This is a genomic window from Parasphingomonas zepuensis (assembly GCF_036663735.1).
In the GTDB taxonomy this organism is placed as follows: Bacteria; Pseudomonadota; Alphaproteobacteria; order Sphingomonadales; family Sphingomonadaceae; genus Sphingomonas.
Genome location: NZ_JAXOJO010000006.1, coordinates 221,454 through 243,871 on the forward strand (window position 1 = coordinate 221,454; position 22,418 = coordinate 243,871).

The 22,418-nt window shown below is 63.5% G+C and carries 17 protein-coding genes; 7 read left to right on the top strand and 10 right to left on the bottom strand.

Features of this window, described 5'->3' with window-relative positions; all coding sequences use genetic code 11:
* The first annotated feature begins 57 nt into the window (after positions 1–57).
* Positions 58–1,743: a M61 family metallopeptidase gene (locus tag U1769_RS21495; protein ID WP_332720086.1), complete on the top strand. Its 1,686-nt coding sequence runs from the start codon at positions 58–60 to the stop codon at positions 1,741–1,743.
* A 99-nt stretch (positions 1,744–1,842) separates the two neighbouring features.
* Positions 1,843–2,595, top strand: a complete 753-nt coding sequence (locus U1769_RS21500) for an FkbM family methyltransferase (protein ID WP_332720088.1) — start codon at positions 1,843–1,845, stop codon at positions 2,593–2,595.
* A gap of 54 nt (positions 2,596–2,649) precedes the next feature.
* Here the strand turns inward: U1769_RS21500 and U1769_RS21505 are convergent, their stop codons facing one another.
* From U1769_RS21505 to U1769_RS21540, 8 genes are all read right to left on the bottom strand, one after another.
* Positions 2,650–3,627, bottom strand: coding sequence for a helix-turn-helix domain-containing protein (locus U1769_RS21505; RefSeq protein WP_332720089.1), 978 nt, complete (start codon positions 3,625–3,627; stop codon positions 2,650–2,652).
* Positions 3,628–3,826: 199 nt separating this feature from the next.
* Positions 3,827–4,291 carry a hypothetical protein gene (locus tag U1769_RS21510; protein ID WP_332720090.1) on the bottom strand — a complete coding sequence of 155 codons (465 nt, stop codon included), beginning with the start codon at positions 4,289–4,291 and terminating at the stop codon, positions 3,827–3,829.
* Positions 4,292–4,470: 179 nt separating this feature from the next.
* Positions 4,471–6,453 carry a nuclear transport factor 2 family protein gene (locus U1769_RS21515; RefSeq protein ID WP_332720091.1) on the bottom strand — a complete coding sequence of 661 codons (1,983 nt, stop codon included), beginning with the start codon at positions 6,451–6,453 and terminating at the stop codon, positions 4,471–4,473.
* A 98-nt stretch (positions 6,454–6,551) separates the two neighbouring features.
* On the bottom strand, positions 6,552–7,706 hold the full coding sequence (locus tag U1769_RS21520) for a sialidase family protein (RefSeq protein WP_332720092.1): 1,155 nt from the start codon (positions 7,704–7,706) through the stop codon (positions 6,552–6,554).
* A gap of 23 nt (positions 7,707–7,729) precedes the next feature.
* Positions 7,730–8,653, bottom strand: a complete 924-nt coding sequence (locus tag U1769_RS21525) for an amidohydrolase family protein (protein WP_332720093.1) — start codon at positions 8,651–8,653, stop codon at positions 7,730–7,732.
* A gap of 97 nt (positions 8,654–8,750) precedes the next feature.
* Positions 8,751–11,342: a TonB-dependent receptor gene (locus tag U1769_RS21530; RefSeq protein ID WP_332720094.1), complete on the bottom strand. Its 2,592-nt coding sequence runs from the start codon at positions 11,340–11,342 to the stop codon at positions 8,751–8,753.
* A gap of 119 nt (positions 11,343–11,461) precedes the next feature.
* A complete protein-coding gene (locus U1769_RS21535; RefSeq protein ID WP_332720095.1) occupies positions 11,462–12,607 on the bottom strand; it encodes a sialidase family protein in 1,146 nt (381 codons plus the stop codon).
* The gene (locus tag U1769_RS21540) at positions 12,604–13,755 is read right to left on the bottom strand and encodes a sialidase family protein (RefSeq protein ID WP_332720097.1); all 1,152 of its coding nucleotides are present in this window, start codon (positions 13,753–13,755) and stop codon (positions 12,604–12,606) included. Before U1769_RS21540 ends, U1769_RS21535 begins: the two co-directional genes overlap by 4 nt.
* 268 nt (positions 13,756–14,023) lie before the next feature.
* On the opposite strand from U1769_RS21540, the gene U1769_RS21545 reads away from it, so the two are divergent.
* Together U1769_RS21545 and U1769_RS21550 are read left to right on the top strand one after the other, a co-directional pair.
* The gene (locus U1769_RS21545) at positions 14,024–15,349 is read left to right on the top strand and encodes an MFS transporter (RefSeq protein WP_332720099.1); all 1,326 of its coding nucleotides are present in this window, start codon (positions 14,024–14,026) and stop codon (positions 15,347–15,349) included.
* Positions 15,350–15,401: 52 nt separating this feature from the next.
* Positions 15,402–16,151, top strand: coding sequence for an SDR family oxidoreductase (locus U1769_RS21550; RefSeq protein ID WP_332720100.1), 750 nt, complete (start codon positions 15,402–15,404; stop codon positions 16,149–16,151).
* A gap of 39 nt (positions 16,152–16,190) precedes the next feature.
* Here U1769_RS21550 and U1769_RS21555 read toward each other — a convergent pair whose 3' ends face one another.
* Positions 16,191–18,089, bottom strand: a complete 1,899-nt coding sequence (locus U1769_RS21555) for an NPCBM/NEW2 domain-containing protein (protein ID WP_332720101.1) — start codon at positions 18,087–18,089, stop codon at positions 16,191–16,193.
* A gap of 158 nt (positions 18,090–18,247) precedes the next feature.
* On the opposite strand from U1769_RS21555, the gene U1769_RS21560 reads away from it, so the two are divergent.
* From U1769_RS21560 to fucP, 3 genes are read left to right on the top strand one after another with little or no spacing between them, the layout of a single operon-like run.
* Complete coding sequence (locus tag U1769_RS21560) at positions 18,248–19,258, top strand: zinc-binding alcohol dehydrogenase family protein (protein ID WP_332720102.1); 1,011 nt, start codon at positions 18,248–18,250, stop codon at positions 19,256–19,258.
* Positions 19,245–20,267 (top strand): aldo/keto reductase, encoded by a 1,023-nt coding sequence (locus U1769_RS21565; RefSeq protein ID WP_332720103.1) that lies wholly within the window; start codon positions 19,245–19,247, stop codon positions 20,265–20,267. The genes U1769_RS21560 and U1769_RS21565 overlap by 14 nt, the downstream gene beginning before the upstream one ends.
* A gap of 38 nt (positions 20,268–20,305) precedes the next feature.
* Positions 20,306–21,604 carry an L-fucose:H+ symporter permease gene (gene fucP / locus U1769_RS21570; protein ID WP_332720104.1) on the top strand — a complete coding sequence of 433 codons (1,299 nt, stop codon included), beginning with the start codon at positions 20,306–20,308 and terminating at the stop codon, positions 21,602–21,604.
* Here fucP and U1769_RS21575 read toward each other — a convergent pair.
* Positions 21,601–22,404 carry an IclR family transcriptional regulator gene (locus tag U1769_RS21575; protein WP_332720105.1) on the bottom strand — a complete coding sequence of 268 codons (804 nt, stop codon included), beginning with the start codon at positions 22,402–22,404 and terminating at the stop codon, positions 21,601–21,603. The two genes, fucP and U1769_RS21575, sit on opposite strands and share 4 nt — an antisense overlap.
* Positions 22,405–22,418: the final 14 nt, after the last annotated feature.

Here is a 22,418-nt window from a genome sequence, read left to right on the forward strand (position 1 = left end):
CGATCCGGAAAAAACCCCCTTTTCACCTGCGCTAGAATGGCCCGATCGGAGGACCCTATGGCTGCCCAATATCTCGGACCCGCGACCCTTTTGCTCGCCACCGCCCCGGCGCCGCTGCCCGCCCAGGTCCCTCCAGACCTCGCGATCACCGTCGCCCCGGCCGCGCCCGACGCGCAGCAGCACATCCCCTATGTCGACGTCACCGTCATCGCCCGGAACGTCCACCGCAAGGCCGGCGAGCGCCTGTTCCGCCTGCCGCTCGAAGCCAATACCGTCGTCACCAGCGCGAAGGACCTGCAGAACCTCCGCATCGCCGACGACCGGGGCGAGATCGCCGCAACCATCGCCGACGTGAGCGACGACGCCTCGAACCGCACTCGTTTCTGGCAGGCGCCCCGCGCGATCGATGGCGCGGTCACGGTCAGCTACCGCGTGCCGATCGACGCGACCGCGCCGCCCATCGCCCGCCCGCAATATGAGATGCGCACCACGCAGGGCAGTTTCTCAGCCTCGGCCAATGCCTTTCTGCTGCTTCCCGCTGACGGACTGAGCCGAAAGGCCAGTGTCCACTGGGATTTCTCCGCTTTCGGATCCGATGGGGTCGGCATATCGAGTTTCGGTGTCGGCGAAGCGACCAGCGCCGAGGCGCTGCCGTCGGAACGCCTCGCCTCGGTCTATTATATGGGCGGCCGGCCCGGCGTGTATCGTGCGGGCGACGGCGCGTTCTTCGGCGCCTGGCAGGGGTCCACACCCTTCGCCATGGAATCGCTGCTGAGTTGGGCGGCTGAACTGCACGGCTATTACGGCACATTCTTCGGCTACACCCCGCCCAGCTTCGGCGTGTTCGGCCGCACCAACGAGCGCAATCCGGGCAGCGGGATCGGCCTCACCGACAGCTTTGCCTTCACCTTCAACGACACGTCCAAACCGGAGGATCTGCGGTCGTTGCTTGCCCACGAAATGCTGCACAGCTGGGTCCGGTCGCTCGACGAGTCGATGGATGAAGCCGGCGGCCTCGATCGTGCCTGGTTCGGCGAAGGCCTCGCCGTCTATTATCAGCGCGCCCTGCCCTATCGGGCAGGCAGAATCTCCGCCAAGGACTTCCTCGCCGATCTGAACGAGACGGCCGGGCGCTACTATACGAACAGCAAGATCGGCGTACCCAACGCAGCCATCGCCGAGGGCTTCTGGCGCGACACAAGGGTCAGGGTGCTGCCCTATGACCGGGGATCGCTCTACTTCGCCACGGTAGATGCCGACATCCGTGCCAGCTCAGGCGGCAAGCGGTCGCTCGACGATATCGTGCGCACGATGCTCGACACGCGCCGCGCGGGCAAACCGATGAACGAAGCCCTGTGGCGCACGCTGCTCGAAGCGGAACTCGGAAAGCCAGGAATCGCGGCGTTCGAAGCAATGCTCGCCGGTGCGACGATAATCCCTCCTTCCCATGCGTTCGGCCCCGAGTTCCGTCGCACCACGCGCATGTTGCGGCGGTTCGACCTTGGCTTCGATCCGGAATCGCTCCTTGCGAAATCCAGGGTCGTGCGCGGCCTGAAACCCGGGTCGAACGCGGCGCAGGCCGGTCTCCGGGAAGGCGACGAAATCCTGAACACCTTCTCGCAGGACGGTCTCCAGGGGGATCAGGACGCCTATCTCACCCTCGACATCAAGCGCGGCGGGGAGACGCTGCACTTGCGCTATCAGCCGCGTGGCGAAAGCGTAGCGGCCTATCAGTGGGAGTAGCCGCCGGGTCTATTGACCTTCGCCACCCCCTGGAGCAGTTGCGGCACCGGGACGGCATGCGCCGCTCCGCCCATCGCCAGGACTCTTGATCGGATGAGTATGCGTCAGAACCTGCCGTTCTTCCTCTATCGGCGCCTCGCCGGCGCGGGCCTGGTGAACTGCGTTCTCCGGAAAGACGACGAGCAGATCTGGCTCAGCGACAAATATCAGGTCGCGAGCTTCCAGGACGTGTTCCTCGATCCGAATTACTGGCGTGCCTTCGAGATTTTCTCGGAAGACCCCGACCTGGTCGTCGATTGCGGCGCGCACTGCGGCCATTTCGCTATCCTGATCGACATATGCTTTCGAGCGAAGTTCGGCGCGTCCAGCGCGGAATATATCCTGATCGAGCCGAACGAAGCGCTGCACCCGGCGCTGCACAGCAATCTCGTCAACGCGAAGTTGCGGGACAGGGCAACCATTCTCACCGGTCTGGTTGGCCGGAAAAAGGGCACTGCCACCCTGACGACCGATCCGAAGAACTTTCTCACTTCCCATATCGGCGATGCGTCGGGGCCGGGCAAAGTAATCGAATATCTGGACCTCGCCGTGCTGGCCGGCGGCCGCCCGATCGATCTCCTGAAGCTCGACATCGAGGGTGCTGAATTCGAATTCGCCGCGGCCAACCCCGACGTTCTCGCCCTCACCCGCAACGCCGTCGTCGAGGTACACAACCATGCCGGGACCTTCGAGGATTTCTCCCGCACGCTGCTGCAAAGCGGTCTCGCGCAACACGGGCCGATCATCACCGGCCGGGACAATTTCATGACCTGGTTCGGGCAAGGCGATCGATCGACGGCACGGCCGGCCTGACGCCCGTTCAAAACATCGGAGCGCCCCTATAGCTCTGGCCCTTTCAGGGCAGCGCTATTTCGGGAGGTCCGCCATCGGCACTCTCTCGAGCGAGGAGCGGCGATAATCCCGTGGCGCGACGCCGAAACGATCGCCGAAGCAGCGGGTGAAATGCGCCGCGCTGTTGAAACCCCAGGAAAAGGCAATCTCGATCAGCGTATGCCCGTGCCATGCCGGGTTGCACATCTGCCGCGCGCACTCCTCCAGCCGCCTGCGGAGGATATAGGCCGAGATCTTCTCTCCGGAGACGGAGAATATGGTGCGGAGATAGCGCGTCGACAGGCGGAGACCGGCAGCGATAGAGGCCGGCGTCAGTTCCGGATCGCGCAGATTGTCCTCGATATACCGCACTATCGCGTTGCGGCGTTGCCACAAGATCGCAGATCCGCTCGACTCGCCGCTACCCCCGGTCGGATAGGACATGGAGATCATCTCGAGCAGGTAGCGCGCGATACGCGCTTCGCAGGCCGAGCCGACGCCGCTGTCAGTCACCTCGGCGAGCGATTTCATCATCGCGGCTGCGGTCGCGCTGATCCCCACCGCCTTGCCAAGCGGCACGCCGCAGAATTGTTCGGGCGACGGCAGATACTCCCGCAGCAGATCGGATTGAACGCGCGCCATGATCGTCACCGACACGTCCTGCGTGCGGAAATAATGCGGCAGCGCGGTATCGACCAGAACCAGGTCGCCTTCTTTCAGGAGCGATTCATTCCCGCAGTGGTAGAAGGTACTGCTGCCCTCCGCCTGCAGCAGGAAATTGTACAGCCGCGGCCCGGGCGCCAGTGAGTGCCGCTGGGCGCGCTCGATGCTGCACTTGTCGACCGTCAGGCGTGCCAGCTTCATCGGCCCCAGCTGACCGATCCGCAGCTCGGCACCGAATTTGTCGCGGTCGCCCGGTGTAAATTCGACGTGACTCATCCGAGAGGAATAGAGCGCGTTCCAGGCCGCGGTGCGTCCCCGAACGGGCAACGTTTCGGTCGAATAGCTTTCCATGGCATTCTCTCCCAAGGCCCCAGCGTCTGCGCGTCAGTGAGCCCCCGATTTCCCGATTATGACGAGGATGTGCGAAAGCATTCAGCGGGTCAACAAGGACCGATGACGGCGGCAATTCCCGTGGTTGCGCCGCCGTTATGCTGTCCTGTGCCAACCCCGCACCCACGATGAAACCGAGCAGTCCCGTTCGCGACCGTCTTCATGTTTCGTCGTCCAGGACCGGATTGGTGATGGGGGTATCGCCTTCGAACCAATGCTCGAAACGCCGATAGGTGCACAGCCAGCGGCGGTTTCCGGTCGATCGGACATATTTGTCGGTCGCCAGCGAAATCGTGATCGGCGGATGCGTCGGCAGCGGCTTCACGCCATTGGCCGCATAGAGGAACAGATAGTTGGTGGCCTCGACCGAGGCCGGTCCGGTGTACCAGGCGCGAAAATTGGTAAAGCAATGCACCGCCAGCCGCGGCCCCTGCGCCGCACGCCAATCATAGAATTGCTGGATTTTCGCGGCGCCCTCGTACGAGGCGAACTGACCGTGGAAAACGGCATCCTCGGTGTAAAAGGCACGTGCCCCAGCCCCCTGGTTGGTGTCGATGTCGTTCCAGTAATCGGCCAGCTGCAGCGAAAGTTCGGCATTCAACGCCAGCAAATCGGGGTCGTACATCTCGATGAACCTCTTGGAGAATTTCCGGTGGATATAGCGGCATAGCGACGGCAGACACTTGCCTCAGGCCGACATTGTCCCATGTCGGCGATCGATCCCGCATCCGTCCCCACCAACGAACGCGGATCGTAAGAGATGGCGTACCGGGTCCGCTTGACCGAGAAGGAGTCCGCGCTTGCTTATCGCGGCTTGTTGACCGGGAGCTCAATCCCGTCGATCTCGGGTCCGGTCGGGGGCTGCTGATAGCCGTGCGCAGTCATGCGCGACGTGGGCATCACCTCGGACGGCACGCAGTCCGGCCAATAATATTGCGGCACTCGCCCACTCACCGGGTTCCGGTAATGAAACCACATGGGCAGGATTCCGGGCCATTCGACCATCGTGCCGGTGCCGCCGCGAAAGCCCTCCTCGCGCCGGCCCAGCTCGGTCATCTTTACGTCCGGCGGATAGATGGTCAGCAACTTGCTTACCGGCGGTCGCGGCGCAGCTTCATCGATGGTCGCGCCGGCCCAGCCGGCCTTCCAGTCGGGCGACGAGAAATAATGCTCGTCGATGGTCAGGCTCCACAGCCGCCAGATGCCGTGTTCCAATACCGCCTGGTCATTCGGATACATGCCGCCGTGGATCCCTCCCATGTAGAAGCCGCTGCGGCTGGCGTACGGGTCCTTGGAGGTACGGGGCTGGAACAATCGCGTGCGCAGATTGGCAGAGCGCGCATCGTGCGCGACATGGATGACCGGCTGGGTTCGCCAGTGAAACGAGATCGCCGATCGCATCGTCGGGGCGGGGCCCCAGCTCGCAGTGGCCGCGCCCGCGATGCGATCCCGCCCGACATAATAACCGGCAAACGGCGATTGCTTGTTGCCCTTCTCGGCAAAGATCGCGGCAAGATCCGCCCATTGGAAATCATCAAGGTAGAAACCATAGGCCGAGGAGACATTCTCGACACAGTCGAAGGCGGCCGCCCGCGCGAGCCGGCGACGCAAATCCACTACGTCGCTCGGCGGGGCTGCGGCCGACGCCGGCGCGGGTCCGGTCAGCGGTTCCGTCCCCATCGTCTGCCCGAAACCGATATGGGCTGAGTCCCCGCCCCCTCCCCAGCCGGTGCCATAGTCGGCCTCGATCAACGGCGTGATCCGCAATTCCTTGAGCTTCCACAGCCCGGCTTCATTCACCAAACGGTTGTTGAATGTGGAGAATGTCCAGCGACCCTGTGGGTTTGATGGATCGGCCAGCATTCCGATCTCGATTCCGCGCGCGAACGCCTCGGCGCCACCAGGCAGCACATCGACGACCAGGTCGAAGATCGGCCGCTCGTTCAAATGGCCATGCGTTAGTCGTTCGGGGCCCATGCGCTCCAGCGCGCGACGCACGCCGTCCTTGCCCCGATAAACGCCTGCACCCACGATCTCCGCCGCACAATCGTCAGCAAACAGGTCGACAGCATCGCTCCACATGCGCCGGTCGACATAATAGCCATAGGCGTTCTGGACGTTGCGGACCGCGTCCTCATCATTCAGTCGATATATCCGCGTCGCGAGTTCCGCGATGCCGTGCCGCGTCAGCGGGGCATCGCCGACAGGCGACGATATCGGGACACCGGTCTCGTCGCTGGTGAGGTGAAACGGGATGACCGGCAGGTCCTGACCTGCGACATTGGTCCAGCCATCGGCATAATCGCCCTCATATTGGGGATGATAGCGCATGCTGGAGATGCGCCATTGCCCGGCTTCCAGCGCATAATCGTTCTGGTAGAGCCCGCCCTCGATCCTCGCCCTGCCCTTGCCGTCGCCGAGAAAGCCCATGCTCATCCACCGCACGGTCGCGGTCGTGCCATCCGCCGCCAGCCTGGCAAGCGGCTGATCGATGATCTCCGTATGCAATGATCCCGGCGCGATCCAGTCCATGCCGTCCGCGCGCTGCTCCAGCCAGGCAGCGATCGCCGCCCGGCCCGTCACCACGACCTCGCCCCAATATAGCTCGCCCTGCTCGGCAAACAGCGATGCCATCGCTTCCCATCGACCAAACTGTGCGAGTTGCGCATAGTTGCGCTGCAGATCCTTGATCGACCGTAACGCTTCCAACCGCTCGATATCGCGAGCCAGTACATTTAAGGCCGACGCGCTCGCCTCGACGGAAACCGCGATATCTTCCGTGGCCATGATCCGCCCTCTTTTGCCTGGGATCGAAACCACCGCCGACGATCTTCCCCGAAGTTCGCAGGAGAATTCCCGTCGCGGTGGTTATCTTCTGAACCGATTCAGTCGACGGAAAATATGGTCCGCGCGATGTGGCGTACGCCACCATTCGCCTGCAGCGGATCGTCCTTCGAATTGAAGTAATAGATCACGCCGATCTTGCCATCTTCCATTGACCAGGCGTTCGGGTAGCCCAAGTCCCAGCTACCGCCGTCATCGCGCACGACGATTTCCGGGCCCCAGGTCTTGCCCTGATCCTCACTCACCACGGCGCGGATCCCCTGGGGTTTAAGACGCTGGCCATAGACCACCACCAGCCGCCCGTCCGCCATCTGCACCAGGCTGCCCGGTGCGCCGAAATCATTGACCCGGGACAGGAAGCCCCAGGTCTGGCCGCCATCGTCGCTATAATAGACCTCGCTCCACATCACACCGGTGGGATCGCGCTGGCACCGCATCATGCACAGGATTCGACCATTGGGCAGCATCTGGCCGCGTGGATAGAACCAGCGGTGCCCCCCGAAGCGATAGGTGCAATTCCAGTTGCCGTCAGCTTCGCCATATGGATCGGTCTTGGGGGCAATGAAGGACATGAACCGGAACCCGGTACCGTCGTCCAGGCTGCCATAGACGAGCGGGCGGCGGTTCCAGCCGTCCTCGCTCACTTCGGTCAGGAACAACAGGCAGCGCCCGTCCGGCCGGACCATGTGGGAGTTGATCGCTGAGAGGGAGAACAGCCCGTCGAGCGGAAGCTCGGCCGGCGGGGTCCAGTTATGGCCGCCGTCCTTGGATACACGAATGAACGACCGGCTCTCCGGTTTTCCGAATTCCCAGCTGCCATTGGCGATCAACGTGTTCCCGTCCAGATAGTCGATCGGGCCCCATTCGGAGAGATCCCTGGGGTCACCCTCGCTGGGGCGGGTCAGACGCGGATAGACGTCGTAGACCGGATCGCTCCAGGTCCGGCCGCGATCGGTTGATCGGACCGTCACCATGCGGGTCGCACGCCCGCCGCGCTCGCCCAACTGGTCGTGGCTGATCTTCGACGGATCGCCATATTCGGCCTCCATCGCCATGAAATTCTGCACCAGTTCGCCCGATCCGGTTTCCCAGAAACCCATGGTGTGGGGCCAGGCGCAGAACTCATTCTCACGGCGATAGACGATGGCGTGTTCCGCGTAACTTGGCGGACGGGGGCGCGCAAACTTCCTGATCATTTCATATCCTTGGCAGCCATGGCTCACGCCGCGGCGGAGTAAACGCGGACGGCATTGTCGTGCAGGAACTTGCGCGCCTCCTCTTCGGTCAGGAAGTCGGCAGCCGCCCGGGCCATCGCGGCCTTTTCGGTGTAGTTCCACAACATGCTCTGGCCGATATCGGATCCCCACATCAGGCGATCCGGCCCGAAGCTGTCCACCATCCGCCGCACGATATGGGCGGCCCGGACGTTCTCGACGTGCAACCGCTCCATGTTGATCTCGGTGATCTTGAAAAAGACGTTCGGCACGTCCTCGAACAGCGCGATCGTGCGGTCGATGCCGAAATGCGGCGCCCTGGGCATGATCACTTCCTCGCCGGCCGCCTCGGCGAGACCGACCTCGTACTGCGACATGCCGTAGGGCATGCCACCATGGTCGAGGAGGATCGGCAGATCCGGAAATTGCCGGGCGATGATCTTGATGAGGGGCAGCAGATAGGGAAGCTGCTTCATGAACAGGATCAGCGTCATCGGCGTGCCGAGTTCGGCGCAGGTCTTCCACACCTCCATCGACTGGGGCGAACTGATCCAGGCCGTATCGAGGATGTGCGGCCGGGTATGGGCCATGCGGAAGCCCCGAGCGTGGCGATGCCGCACCATATCGCGATACGTCGCGGGGGTCGCCGGATCCTGGGGATCCAGGATCACCACCGGATGCAGCCGACCGGGATTCTTCTCCGCCGCATCAAGGATATAGCTGTTGTCATAGCCATATAGATGACCGCGCTGGACCAGGCAGGCATCGGTCACCCCGTGGCCGTCCATCATCTCGATCAGCGCATCGACGGTCACCGTGAAACTGGGTTTCGCCGGGGTCGGCAGATCCGGTTTTAGCGGCCTCGGCTGATAGGTCTCCCAATCGTCGGAGATCAGATGTGCGTGGGTATCGTATAGCGGCAGATCCATGGCGCTCGGCTTTCCCTTCAAGTTGGCTTGGTCACGGCGCGTCGGCACCGCACGGCGTACCGCCGCGACGCATCGACCGCGCCGCGACGGCGGTAGGTCAGAACTTCTTTGAAACGGTGAGATACCATTCACGGGGCGGCGCAGGCTGACCGTTCAGCGTGGCATTGCCCAGATCCTGATAGACGAACAGGTTCCGGTAATAGAATTTGTTGAAGAGATTAGTTACGCCCAGCGAGAAGTCGAGATCGTGCTTCTCATTATGGTAAGTCAGGCGACCGTTGAACGTCGAATAAGCGGGTTGATTGGTGTCTTTGCGCGTAACGCTGTACACCAGACTATCCTGATAGAACCAATCGAGACGTGGCGTAATCGATCCACCCAGCGCGTTTGCCGGTATTTCATACTGAATACCGGCACTACCGGTCCAGTCCGGCACGCGCAGGACGCGCTTGTTGGAGGTATCGGGCAGCGCGTCCAGATCGGGGGCGCTGAAGTTGCTGTACCCGACGGACCCGTTTATCAGCAGCCCGCCGGCCGGTCTGATTTCGATCTCGCCTTCCAGGCCTTTAACCTTGCCGGGCGAGTTCAGGAAAAAGGTCCGGCCGATGCAGGTTACCCCAATGCCGGCGGCAGGATTCCGCGCACCGTCCGTTGCAGTATAGGCGCGGCAAGTGGTCGCGCCGTCCTGCGCGAACGGGATCACGGTCGAGTTGCCTGCCACCGGCGCACCCGTATCCGTCAGCCGGGTTTCCTGCCCGGTGACGCTCAGAACACGCTTCTTATAGTCGATGTAGAATGCCGCGACGTTCAGCCGGACCAGTCGGCCGAACAGATCCATCTTCCCGCCGATCTCGTAGCTGACGAGTTCCTCGCCCGGCGTCGGGCCGGCCTGACTGGGCTGCGAGGGGCGCACGTTGAAGCCCGGCAGACGATAGCCGGTCGCGGCAGACGCATAGGCCATGATGTCGTTGCCGAAATCATAGTTGACGCCCAGCTTCCAGTCGAAGCGGCTCTCGCCCGGCGTGGTCTTGAACCGCGTGCTGCCGGCCTCGTTCGGCACGAATACGGTCGAGCCGGGAGGCGTGCCGTCCAGGACGTTGTTGAAGTCCACTGCCTTCTTGTCGTCGGAATAGCGACCGCCGAGCACCAGCGACAGGCCATCGAAGGGACGGACGTTGACGTTGACGTAACCGGCCTTTGAATCGGGACGATAGACCGTGTTCTGGTAACGCTGCGTGCCGTTCTGCGTGCCCTGCGGCTGCGCCCCGTTAAAGGCATAGCCGTTGTAGTAGAAAAAGCCCGCGACCCAATCGAGCCAGTCCATCCGTCCCGTCAGGCGTGCTTCGCCGGTGAAATGGTGCTCGTTGATCGTGTGATAGATCAGCGTTTCGGAAAGCGGCGCCCCGTCATTGTCGAACGAGAAGCTGAGGTTCATTTTGCGATAGCCGCCAACCAGCGTCAGATCGACATTGTCGCTGACGCCGTAGACGATCTTGCCCGAAACGCCCCAGGTCTTGACCGGCGAATTGCGGCCATGGTCCAGCCCTCCGCGGAACGGCGAACCGTTGTAATAGGTGTTGCCTGGGATCAGCGTGCCGGCCGGGATCGGATCCCGGAACGTCGTATACGTCGTGAAGGGATTGCCCGTCAGGAAGCGCTGATCGTAGACGAATGGAGCCTGGCCCGGAACCGAGTAGCGGGCATACATCGAATCGATGTTCGCCAGGCCGGCCGCCGTGACCTTCGAACGATCGAGCGCATAGGCCGAGTCCGCAGCCAGATCGTCATTGCTGTCGATATAGTCGCCGATGATCGACACTGACAGGTTGCTGGTCGGTTTCCAGTACAGGTTCCCGCGCACAGCCTGCTGGTCCTGGCCTCCCAGATGGTCGATCGTGCAATTGTCGACCGCGCCGTTCGCGGCGACCGTGGTTTTCGCGCTGGCGAACGGGAAGCTGCCCGCCAGTTCCGGCGTGCCGCGGCGGAACATCTCGCACCGGAAGTCGAGGACGCGCTGATAGCCCGTGCGCTTCTTCGACATCGCGGTCAGCCCGACCGCCAGATTGCTCGTCAGCGGCACCGAAAAGCTGGTACGGAAATCGCGCCGGTTATAGCTGCCGACGGTAACCTCGGCGCGCGCACTGGTCTCGGTCAGGCTCGGAGTCTTGCTGACCATGTTGACGGCGCCGGCCAGCGCGTTGCGGCCGAACAGCGTGCCCTGCGGACCGCGCAGCACCTCGACATGGTCGAGATCGAGCAGATCGAAGGACGAGCCAAACAGGAGCGGATAATAGACGTCGTCGATGTAGAAGGCGACGGCCGGTTCGCTCGCCAGCGCCGAGTCATGCTGGCCGATCCCGCGCAGGAAAGCGGTAACCGCCGGACCATAGGCGCCCTGAGCCTGCCGGAACGATGCGTTGGGAACGATTGCCCCGAGATCAGCAGTATTGGTCAGGCCGCGCGTCTCGAGCGTATCTGCCGTGACCGCAGTGATCGCGATCGGTGTGTCCTGAACGAAAGTTGCCCGTCGCGTTGCGGTTACGACGATGTCGCCTGCCTCCCTCGCGGCCGCGCCATCGTTCGCTTCTTGCGACGAGGCCTCCGCCGGTGGCGCCTGCTGAGCCCAGGCATTTTGTGCAACGAGCAGGCCAACCGTCGATACGGTGGCCAGCATGAATGGCTTCAACATCCCTCTCCCCTTTTTCAACTATCTGTGGGTTCTTGGGAGCCACCATGGTTCGCGGCCGGTGGCGGCGCTTGACTGGCGCGGCTCAGGCTATTTGCTGATCGAACGCAGGCAGGGTCGCATCAGGGCTCGAATATTGTCCTGGCGATGTGGCGCACGCCGCCGTTCATCCGGACGGCATCCTCGGCCAGATTGATGTAATAAGTGGCCAGCAGGCGGTTGGGCGCGATCTCGACCACGCGAGGATAACCGACATCCCAGCTGCCGCCATCGTCGCGCAGGATCCACTCGCTGCTCCAGGTCCGCCCGCCGTCTTCGCTGACGCGGTAGCGCACGCCCGACGGCGCAATGCGATAACCGTAGACGCAAACAATCCGCCCGTCCGTCATCTCGACCAGATCGCCCGGCGCCCCCCAGTCATTGACGCGCGACAGGAAGTTCCACGTCCGCCCGCCGTCCAGGCTCTGGTGCACATCGGTCCAGATGACGCTGCGGGCATCCCGCTGGTAGCGCAGCGTCGCAAGCACCCGCCCGTCGCGCAGTACCAGAATGCGGGGATAGAAATGCGGCAACGGGGAGAACGGCGTTTCCAGCACGTAATAGGGTGAAGGCGCCCGCTCCGGCGTGATGAACGAAAGGAAGTACCACTGGCGCCCATCGGTAGTGGCGTAGACCAGTGGCCGCGGTGACAGTGCATCCGGCGTGTTGGCCTGAAGGCCCAGCAGGTGCGTGCGGTCGCTGCGTGTCGCACGGTGCGAGGACCCGAAATGGGTCAGCGAAGTCAGGTCGAATTGCGGCAGCAGGATCGGCGCACGCCAGCTGACGCCACCGTCAGTCGAGATCCGCGTCCACGCCTGCGCGTCGCGCGCGAAAAGCGTCGGGATGCCCCCGCCCATCACAAGCGTGTCGGGGCTGGCAAAGTCGATTGGCGCCTGGTCGGCACCATCCAGCCCACCGGGCATCTGCGCAGGCGTGGTGACAGCCATGTCCCACACCTCGTCGATACTGTCCTTGTCCCAGCTCAAGCCACCGTCCCGGGAGCGGATCGTCACCAGATGAGCCGTCTTTCGGCTCATCTGTCCGTGGTCCACCGCGGCATATTCCGAATAGTCGGTCTGCACCCGCTTGAACGCAGCGACGACGCTGCCGTCCCCGGTGATCCACAGGCCGCAATAAAAGGGCCAGGCGCAGAATTCGCGGTCGTTGCGATAGACGATGCCGTGCTCGGCATGGGCGGCCCGTCGCGGCGGAGAGAACGCGCTGCTCATGGGCGGAAGCGGGTACAGGCGATGTGCCGCACCCCGCCATTGACCTGCACCGGATCGTCGATCGTGTTCATGTAATAGGTAGCGAACAGGAAACCCGGCTCGATCTCGATCACGCGCGGATAGCCCAGATCCCAGCTGCCGCCGTCCGACCGCAGGATGATCTCCCCGCCCCAGTTGCGGCCGCCGTCCTCGCTGATCCGATAGCGGATGCCCGTCGGCGCAATACGATAGCCATAGACGCAGGCGATCCGCCCATCGCTCATTTCGACGATGTCGCCCGGCGCCCCCCAGTCATTCACTCGCGACAGGAAACGCCATGTGCGGCCGCCGTCGAGGCTTTCATGGATGTCAGTCCAGATAACGTTCCGCGGATCGCGCTGATAGCGCATCGAACAGATCACCCGCCCATCGCGCAGCACGATCACGCGCGGATAGAAATGCGGCGCCGGCGCGAAGGGGGACCCCCCCGGATAATAAGGCGAACGGGGCGCTTCGGGTGTCACGAAGGACAGGAAGAACCAGTTGTTGCCGTCCGCCGATGCATAGATCAGCGGACGCGGCGATCGGCCGTCCGGCGTCACGGTGTTCATGCCCAGCAGATGAAGGCCATCCGCTCGGGTCGAGTACATCGACGATCCAAAGCCGGACAGGCCCGGCAGGCCAAAACGCGGCAACACGGTCGGCTGCCGCCAGGTCCGCCCGCCATCCGTCGATGCCCGCATCCACGCATCGCCTTCCGGTGCGAACAGTCGGGGCATTCCGCCCGACATGATCAGCGTATCACGGCTGAACAGGTCCAGCGGCGGCAGGCCTGACCAGTCGGCCGGCGCGCCGCCGGGCATGCCCGCCTTGTCCTTCGTCGCCATGTCGAAGATCGGGACGAAGCTGTCCGGATCCCAGGTGCGGCCGCCATCGATGGAGCGGATCACATAGAGCTGCCCCATGTTCCTGGTCAGTCGATTATGATCGACGTCGGCGGCGCCGCCATAATCGCAGGGAATGCGTTTGAAGCCCGCAACGATGCTGCCATCCGCGGTCAACCACAGCCCGCAATAGAATGGCCACGCACAAAATTCGTCCTCGGCCCGATACACGATCCCGTGTTCGGTCCCGGCATCGCACCACGATGGCAGGCCTTGCTCTGTCATCACCCTCTCTCGCCAGTTTGTCGCTCATAGCGCCCTGACCGCATTCCTAGGCGACGCCCCGCCCCGCGACTTTATCGACCGGGCCGGAATCCTTGCCCCAAATGCAAATCCATGTCGGCACGGTCAAAAGCGAGAGCCGCCTTGCAATCGCTCGACATCGGCTGCGCGGCTAAGGGTCGACGCCATAACAAGATCGGGATGGCGAGGACTCATGCACGTCAGCAGCGACGATAAATCCACCTCCGAAACTGCATTTCAGCCCCCGCCGATGACCTGGCGCACCTGGTACGCGGTGGTCATGCTCGGCCTGATCCTCATGCTGTCGCACATCGATCGGGGCGTGATCGCGCTGCTGGTGCAACCGATCAAGGCGGACCTGAAGCTGACCGATACCGAGATGAGCGTCATCATCGGCATCGCCTTTTCCTCGGCCTATGTCATCGCCGGACTGCCGCTGTCGCGACTGGCGGATCGCACCAGTCGCAAGCTGATCCTGGTCGGCGGCCTCGCATTCTGGAGCCTGGCGACGGCGACCGCGGCCCTGGCCAACAGTTTCGCAGCCCTGTTCGCCGCCCGCGCTGCCATCGGTGCCGGAGAATCGGTGCAGGCGCCGGCATCGCTGTCGATGATCTCCAACATGGTCCCGCGCAAGCGCCTGCCCCGCGCCTTCTCGATCTACTCAACCGGCGGATTTGCCGGCATGGCTGCATCGATGATCATCGGGGGCGTGCTGATCGGGCATCTCGCCAAGACGCCGGATATCACCTTGCCGGTGATCGGCACGCTGCGCGACTGGCAGATGGTTTTCCTGATCTGCGGCATTCCGGGTTTGCTGATCGCCCTCCTGTTCCTGCTGACCGTGCCGGAGCCTAAGCGCCCGCCCGAGACGGTGGCAGCACCCAAGCACCAGGTGCCCGGCCGCGACGTGATCGACTTTCTCTGGGCCGAACGCCGGCTCTATTTCCCGATGTTTGCCGGTGCTGCGCTCTGGTCGATCGAGGCGCTGGGCATGACTGCGTGGCGCGTCGCCTTTTTCGAACGCACCTATGGCTGGGGCCCGGAACAGGCTGGCCCGCTGCTGGGCATCATCAGCCTGATAACGATTCCGGTCGGCCTCGCTGCGGGCGCGGTGCTCAGCGAGAAGCTGGACAAGAAAGGCTATTCCGATGCGATGCTGCGGGCCTATTGCTGGGCCCATGCGATCATGTTGCCATTGTCGATCGCGGCATTGTTGGTCGGCAGCCCCTGGGTCGCGGCAATCCTCTGGGCAATGTCCAATTTCTTCACGGGCATGGGCCATCCCGGTATGAACAGCGCGATCCAGATTGCCACGCCCAACCATTTGCGCGGCCAGATCAGCTGGCTGTATCTGTTCTTCGTGAGCATCATAGGATCCGGTCTCGGCCCAATGCTCGTTGCGCTCACGACCGACTATGTCCTTCAGAACGAAGCGCAGTTGCGCTGGGCAATGGTGATCGTGGCCGGTACGCTTGGGCCGCTCGGCCTCTTCCTCAGCTTTCGCGCGCTCAAGCCCTATGGCGATCGGGTCGACCGGGTCCTGCAGGCAGAGCGCGCCGCAGAGCTGAGCCGGTAGGACGTCACTCGATGCTCGCACCCCGGCGCCGGCATCAGCAGGAGAGAAATACGTGATCGACGCACTGTTCACTATCGAAGGCAAAGTTGCGCTCGTCACGGGCGGGACCACAGGCATCGGCCGGATGATCGCCGCCGGCTTCGCACGTCGCGGCGCCAAGACCTACATTACCGGCCGTGACGCGGCGCGCACTGCCGAGGCCGCAGCTGAAATCGACTGCATCGGCCTTGCCGCCGACCTGGAGACAGAAGACGGCGCACACGCACTGGCCAGGGCGTTCGCCGCGGTGGAACCCCGGCTCGATATCCTGGTCAACAATGCCGGCGTCGGCGAGGTGCCGTCCATCGCGGACGCCACCATCGCTGGCTGGGACCGCGTCATGGATGTCAACCTGCGCTCGGCCTTTTTCCTGGTGCAACAGCTTCTGCCCCAGCTTCGTGCCAGCGATGGCGCGCGGATCATCAATATCGGCTCGATCGGCGGCCTGCACATTCCCAATTGGGAGGCCTATTCCTACGGCGTGTCCAAGGCCGCGCTGCATCACCTGACCCGCGCGCTGGCCAAGCGCCTGGGCAAGGAAGGCATCGGCGTCAACGCGATCGCCCCCGGCCCCTTCCCGTCCAAAATGCACGACACGAGTTCTGAGGCGACCCAAAGGAGCATCGCCACTTATATCCCGTTGGGCCGCGCCGGAACGGCTGAGGACATGGAGGGTCTGGCCGTTTTTCTCGCTTCGCGCGCCGGCGCCTATGTCAACGGCACCACCATCCCGCTCGACGGTGGTTACATCGCGGCGCTGTAAAGGCCGGCAACGGCCGCGGACCTCCCATATCCTGTTGCTTCAGCGCTCCATCAGCGCTGCGTCGCCCCAGGTAACGGGCAAATTTGCGTTGTCGGTGCCGCCACTGCGCGCGACCAGTTCGATCAGCTTCACGCCGGCGACCGGAACCGAGAGCGGCTTCGCGGCCATGCCCCATTTGAGAGTCGGGCTGGTGCCGAGAAGCTTGCCGTCCCCATAGACGAAGAACGTCACGGTGCGTGCCTTGTCCGTGGCACTGTCATCCACGCCCACCATGGCGGTGAAGCGCCGCGCCCGGCTGTTTCGTACCTCCAGGCGCGAGTTTGCGAGGATTCCGATGCCCGCCGCGAACGGCTTGCCCGCGACGTGGAGCACCTGTCCATAGGGGGCGCTGTCGGCTCGCGCGCCGCCCCAACCGGCATAGGTCGGCCTGTCGCCCGCCCCGCTGGTTCCCGCCCAGCCTGCCGCGGTGCGAAAGATGGTCGGATCGACGGTCGGGCGGACGACGCCGTCGACCGCCGGGTTCACGCTTCCAGGCTGTTCCGACAGATAATAACCGCCCTGCAGCGTTCGGGTCCCTTGTGCTCGGAAAATCAATGTCTCGCGTGGCTCGACGTGCAGTTTTACCTGCCTGGTAAAGCTGGTCCGCCGCTTGCTCCACAAATCCGTCAGCTCGATCGGCGCGGCATCGCTGAACTTCAGATGGGCCGCACGCAGATCGACATCGTAGCCGCCCGAGCCTCGGTTGAAGATCGCCAGCGCCTTTTCGCCCGACGCCAATGTCTTCACCAGGATCTGCAGGTCGCTGGAATCATAGGCAAGCGTTGCCTGATTGCCGGCGGGATCCTGATCGAGCGCGATGATGTCGGCATTGCCGAAGATGTCGAGCAATGCCTTGGGGGTCTTGCGCAGATCCGTCCCGATCATCAGCGGCGCGTTGAGCATCGCCCAAAGCGCGAAATGGGATCGCGCTTCGGTCAGGTGATCGGCATCGAAATCTCCCGCGCCGATATGCAGCATGTCCGGATCGTTCCACGATCCGGGATGCGCGTAGAGCGACCGGGTAACGGTGGTGTCGTAATTGACCAGCAGGCGTCCCCAGGCCGGCGAAATGTCGTCGCTGGTGCGGGAGATACCGCCATAATCCTTGCCCCATGTCCGCACGTTCGCGGCGCCCCAGACACAAAGAGAGAGCAGATAATCGCCATCCGGATTCTCGCGCGCAAGGGCCAGATTGATCTGCCGGAAGAATGCCTGGATTGCTGGAATATCGGTCCGCGTAACCGCGCCTGAATCAAGGATCGGCCCAAGCGCCCTGAACTTGCCTGACTGGACCCGCGCGCTTTGCGGCCCATAATCGCGCAAGCCGCAGCTATCCACCTTGATGAAGTCGAAACCCCATTTCGCGAAGTAGAGCGCGATGTCCTGGTCGATGCGCCCGTACAACCCGACTTCGCGTTCCAGGACGTTTCCCTTGGGCAAATCGTCTTCAGTCGGCGAATAGGCTTCCGAGCAGGTGTTCCGGCCCAGGTCCGAATAGATGCCTGCCTTCAATCCCATCGCGTGAAGCCGATCGGTGAATGGCTTGAAGGTGGGAGTGTCGCCTCCCGCGCGCGCCGAGGGAAACTTGTCGGCGCGGATAATCATGTGCCCATCGGGCATCCGGCGCTTCAGAGCCCAGCCATCGTCGATATTGATGTACCTATAGCCCTTGGCCGCTAGGCCGCTGTCGACGATCTGCTGCGCCGACCCGATGATCTTGTCCTCATCGATGTCGGTCGCGAAGGCGTTCCAGGTGCTCCATCCCATCGGCGGCGTGGCTGCGCGGCCGGCGGTATAGGCGGACCAGCGCCCGGTCGGCGCCAGTGGATCGGCCAGGGCCGCGGAAAGGGAGGATCCCGAGAGCGCGGCAACCAGCCCCGCGGTCAGCAGCTTCTTCATCGCTCTCCTCTCCCCCTCGGTCCCGGCATCGACATTTTCCGTGCGCGGCGTGTGGTAACGCTACCAACTTCGCCAAACCGCATCAATGCGGAAACGCGAAATTATCTCATATGCGCTATCTGGCTTGCATATATGCAATCCACTGATACGCTCATGCGATGAGGGTTTTGATATGTCAGGCACCATTCGACGTGGCGATTGCCGAACGCCCTGAGCCGCAGCCGGGCGAGGGCGAAGTAGTGGTGCGCATTCGACGGGTGGGGCTCTGCGGTACGGATTATCACATCTTTGCGGGGCGCCATCCGTTCCTGGCATATCCACGCGTGATGGGTCACGAACTGGCTGGAGAGGTCGAAAGCGTCCCCGACGGCTCGGCTTTCCATGTCGGTCAGGTGGTGGCGATCAATCCGTATCTCGATTGCGGGAAATGCGTTGCCTGCCGCCGCGGCAAGCCGAATGCCTGTGCCAACATCAGAGTTTTGGGTGTCCATATCGACGGCGGCATGTGCGAGGTGCTTGCGGTGCCGGAGCGTGCGGTGATCGACGCGAGCGGACTGACGCTCGACGAGGCCGCGATGCTCGAATTCCTGGCGATCGGCGCTCACGCGGTGGCGCGGGCCCGATTGACTGGCGGCGACGAAGTGCTCGTGGTCGGGGCCGGGCCGATCGGCATTGCCACCGCGATTTTCGCCGGATTGGACGGCGCTTCGGTCACCTTGGTCGATACGCGCCAGCCGCGGCTCGATTATGCGCGCACGCATCTCGGCCTGGATCGGACCGTCGCGGCAGGCCCGCAACTTGCGGCGACGCTGGACCGACAGACTGACGGTGAGATGTTCGACACCGTGTTCGACGCGACCGGCACCCTCTCTGCGATGACCCAGAGCCTGGCCTTTGTCTCCAACGGCGGCACGCTGGTCCTCGTCGGGGTGGCGCCGGGCGATCTCGTCTTTGCCGATCCCGAATTCCATAAACGCGAGACGACGTTGCTCGCCAGCCGCAATGCCTTGGCAGAGGATTTCAAACGCGTCATCGCTGCGATGCGCGCAGGAAAGATTCCGACCCAGGCGCTCCAGACCCATAGCGTTCGGGCGGAAGACCTTCCGGAGCGGATCCCGATGCTGATTGCCGAGGCTGACAATGTCCTTAAGGCTATTGCCCACTTCTGAAGCCCGAGCAGGCCGCGCTGCGCTGCTCGCGCGGCTGGCGGCATGCGGCCCCTTCGGGTTCGGGGCATCGGCGCTGGGGAATTTGTACCGCGAGGTCGGCGATGCCGAAGCCCGTGCGGCCGTCGATTCGGCCTGGTACGCCGGAATACGTCATTTCGACACAGCACCTTTTTACGGTGCCGGGCTGAGCGAGCGGCGGCTCGGTGATTCACTGCGCGAACGGGATCCGAACGACTATCTGTTGTCGACCAAGGCCGGCCGGCTGCTTTTCCCCGCCGAGCCTGGCGATCGGGACGGATTCCGTTCTCCGATGCCGTTCAGCCCGGTCTTCGATTACAGCTATGACGGCGTGATGCGATCGTTCGAGGCAAGCCTGAACCGGTTGGGGCTGGCGCGGATCGACATCCTCTATCTGCACGATCTCGGCAGTGCCACTCACGGCGCCAATCATCGATATATGTTGCAGCAAGCAGTGGATGGCGGCTTTCGCGCGCTGACCGCGTTGCGGGAACAGGGCGCCGTCTCGGCGATCGGCCTCGGCGTCAACGAGATCGAGATCTGCGCCGAGAGCATGGCATATACCGATTTCGACCTGTTCCTGATCGCCGGCCGCTTCACGCTGCTCGACCAGAGCGCTGCTCCCTTTTTCGAGACCTGTCACCAGCGGGGTATCGGTGTGGTCGCGGCGGGCGTGTTCAGCTCAGGCATCCTCGCCGCGGGTGCGGGAGGCCCGGACGCGTTCCACGACTATGGACCGGCATCCGAGGCTATACGGACACGAGTCGCGGCACTCGATCGGCTATGTCGCGAGTTCGAGGTACCGCTGCCTGCGGCTGCGCTTCGCTTCGCGGCCAGTCACCCCGCGGTCACCCTGCCCATCGTCGGTGTCCGCGATGCAACCCAGGTCGAGGCGGCCATCGGCTTCAGCCGGGTTCCCATACCGGCGGAGCTTTGGGAGGCCCTGCGGCGGGAGGGGCTTATCGCGCCGGGCGACAGCACGAATAGCTAACCGGAACGACGAACGACAAAACAAGAAATTGGAGCGGGATGTTGGGTACGATCGCGAACGCCACACTGCCGGACACTGCCGCCGAAGACCGGCGCGCATTTGTCACGCCGGGCTATCGCTGGGGCTTCATCCTGGTGGTCAGCCTGTTTTTCCTGTGGGCGCTCGCCAATAATTTCAACGACATCCTCATCCGCCAGTTTCAGAAGTCGCTTGGTCTCCACCGGACGGAAGCCGGCTTCATCCAGTTCGTCTTCTATATCGGCTATTTCGTGGTGGCGTTGCCGGCCGGGCTGCTGATGCGGCGCCTGGGATATCGGGCAGGTATTCTGGTCGGGCTCAGCCTTTACGCGATCGGCGCGCTGCTCTTCTATCCCGCCTCCCTGATGCTGAACTTCGGTATGTTCCTGTTTGCCTTGTTCGTCATCGCGGCAGGCGCCGCTTGTCTCGAAACCACGGCAAATGCCTATATCGGCGCGTTCGGAGATCCGGGTACGGCCGTGCAGCGGCTCAATCTGGCTCAGGCGTTCAATGGATTGGGCGGCTTCATCGCGCCGATCATCGGTGGGCTGTTGATCTTTTCGGGCATCGAGCATTCCGGCGCAACCATCGCCGCCATGACGCCAGCCGAACTCGCCGCGTACCGCGCGAGCGAGGCGACCACCGTACAACTTCCCTATTCCCTGCTCGCGGGCGCCGCCTTGATCGTCGCCGCCGCTGTCGCGCTGGCACAACTGCCGGAGGGGCGATCGGGTGGCGACGCGCCGCTGCGCCACCAGTTCGCCGACTTGCTCCGCGACCGCGCGCTGATCGGCGCAGTCATCGCGCAATTTTTCTATGTTGGCGCCCAGGTCGGCATCTGGAGCTTCTTCATCGATTTCGTGAAGGACGTGATGCCCGAGATCAGCGAACGCAACGCCGCCTACCTGCTTTCGATCAGTCTCGTCCTGTTCATGATCGGCCGCTTCAGCGGCGCCGCGTTGATGTGGCGGGTGCGCCCGGCGACGCTGCTTGGGGCATATGCGGCCGTCAACGTGCTGCTTTGCGCCCTGGCAATGACGGGGATCGGCTGGGCCGCCCTTGGCGCGCTCATGCTGACCAGCTTCTTCATGTCGATCATGTTCCCGACGATCTTCGCTCTGGGCGTCGCTGATCTCGACACGGCGCGACCGCTCGGCTCCTCGTTCATCATCATGGCCATCATCGGCGGTGCGATCTTCCCGCCGCTGATGGGGGTCGTCGCCGAACATATGGGCGGTGTGCCGGTGGCACTGGCGCTGCCGCTGACCTGTTTCGTCGTGATCGCGGCCTACGCCCGGCGCGTCCCCAGGCAACGCTAGGCTGCAGGGGGAACCGCGTGCTCCGAATTATGCCCGAGCGTATCCGAAATCCTCGCGGCGGCGCGGCGCAGCATCTCGCGTGCCGCGTCGACGTCGACCTTTTGGGAGCCATCGATCAGTTCGAGAAACGGGATGGTGAGCGCGCCCACGACGCCGCCGTCGAAGCCGAACACCGGGCAGCTGATGTCGGTAACGCCGTGCGTGATCGGACTCTGCCGCGCGTCGAATCCACGCTCGCGGATCGCGGCGAGATGCGCTGCGAGATCGTCCGGATCGAACGCGATATCCTGTTCGTCCCTGGCGGTCGCGATGATCGCATCGGCACGCTGGGGCGTGGAAAAGGCGAGAATCACCTGTCCGGAACAACTGCGAACGATGTTGACGCTGCTTCCGACCTTAATGGCGAATCCGCGCATGCCCGGTTGCTCCTCGCGGGCAATGACCAGGCCGTGGCCGGCACTGGGCACGACGAAGTGGCACGATTGACCCGCCTCCAGCGCGAGGCTCTGCATTTCCGGCAAAGCCGCACGCACCAGGTCCTGCGCCGGGGTCGCGCGAAAGGCCGTGTCGAGCAGCTTGTAGGCGACGGTGTAACGATCCGACCGAGCCGATTTGCGGAGATAGCCGAGCCGCTCGAGCACGATAACAATGCGGAAGAGCTCGCCGATCGATCGCCCCAGCTCGCTTGCCATCTCGCTTACGAGCGCACCCTCGGGCCGGTCGGCCAGCAGCTCGATGATCTCGAACGTCTTCTCGATGGCCGGCGCCGAATAGGTGCCTTTGGGTGTGGTGCGGACCATGAACCTCTTTCGCG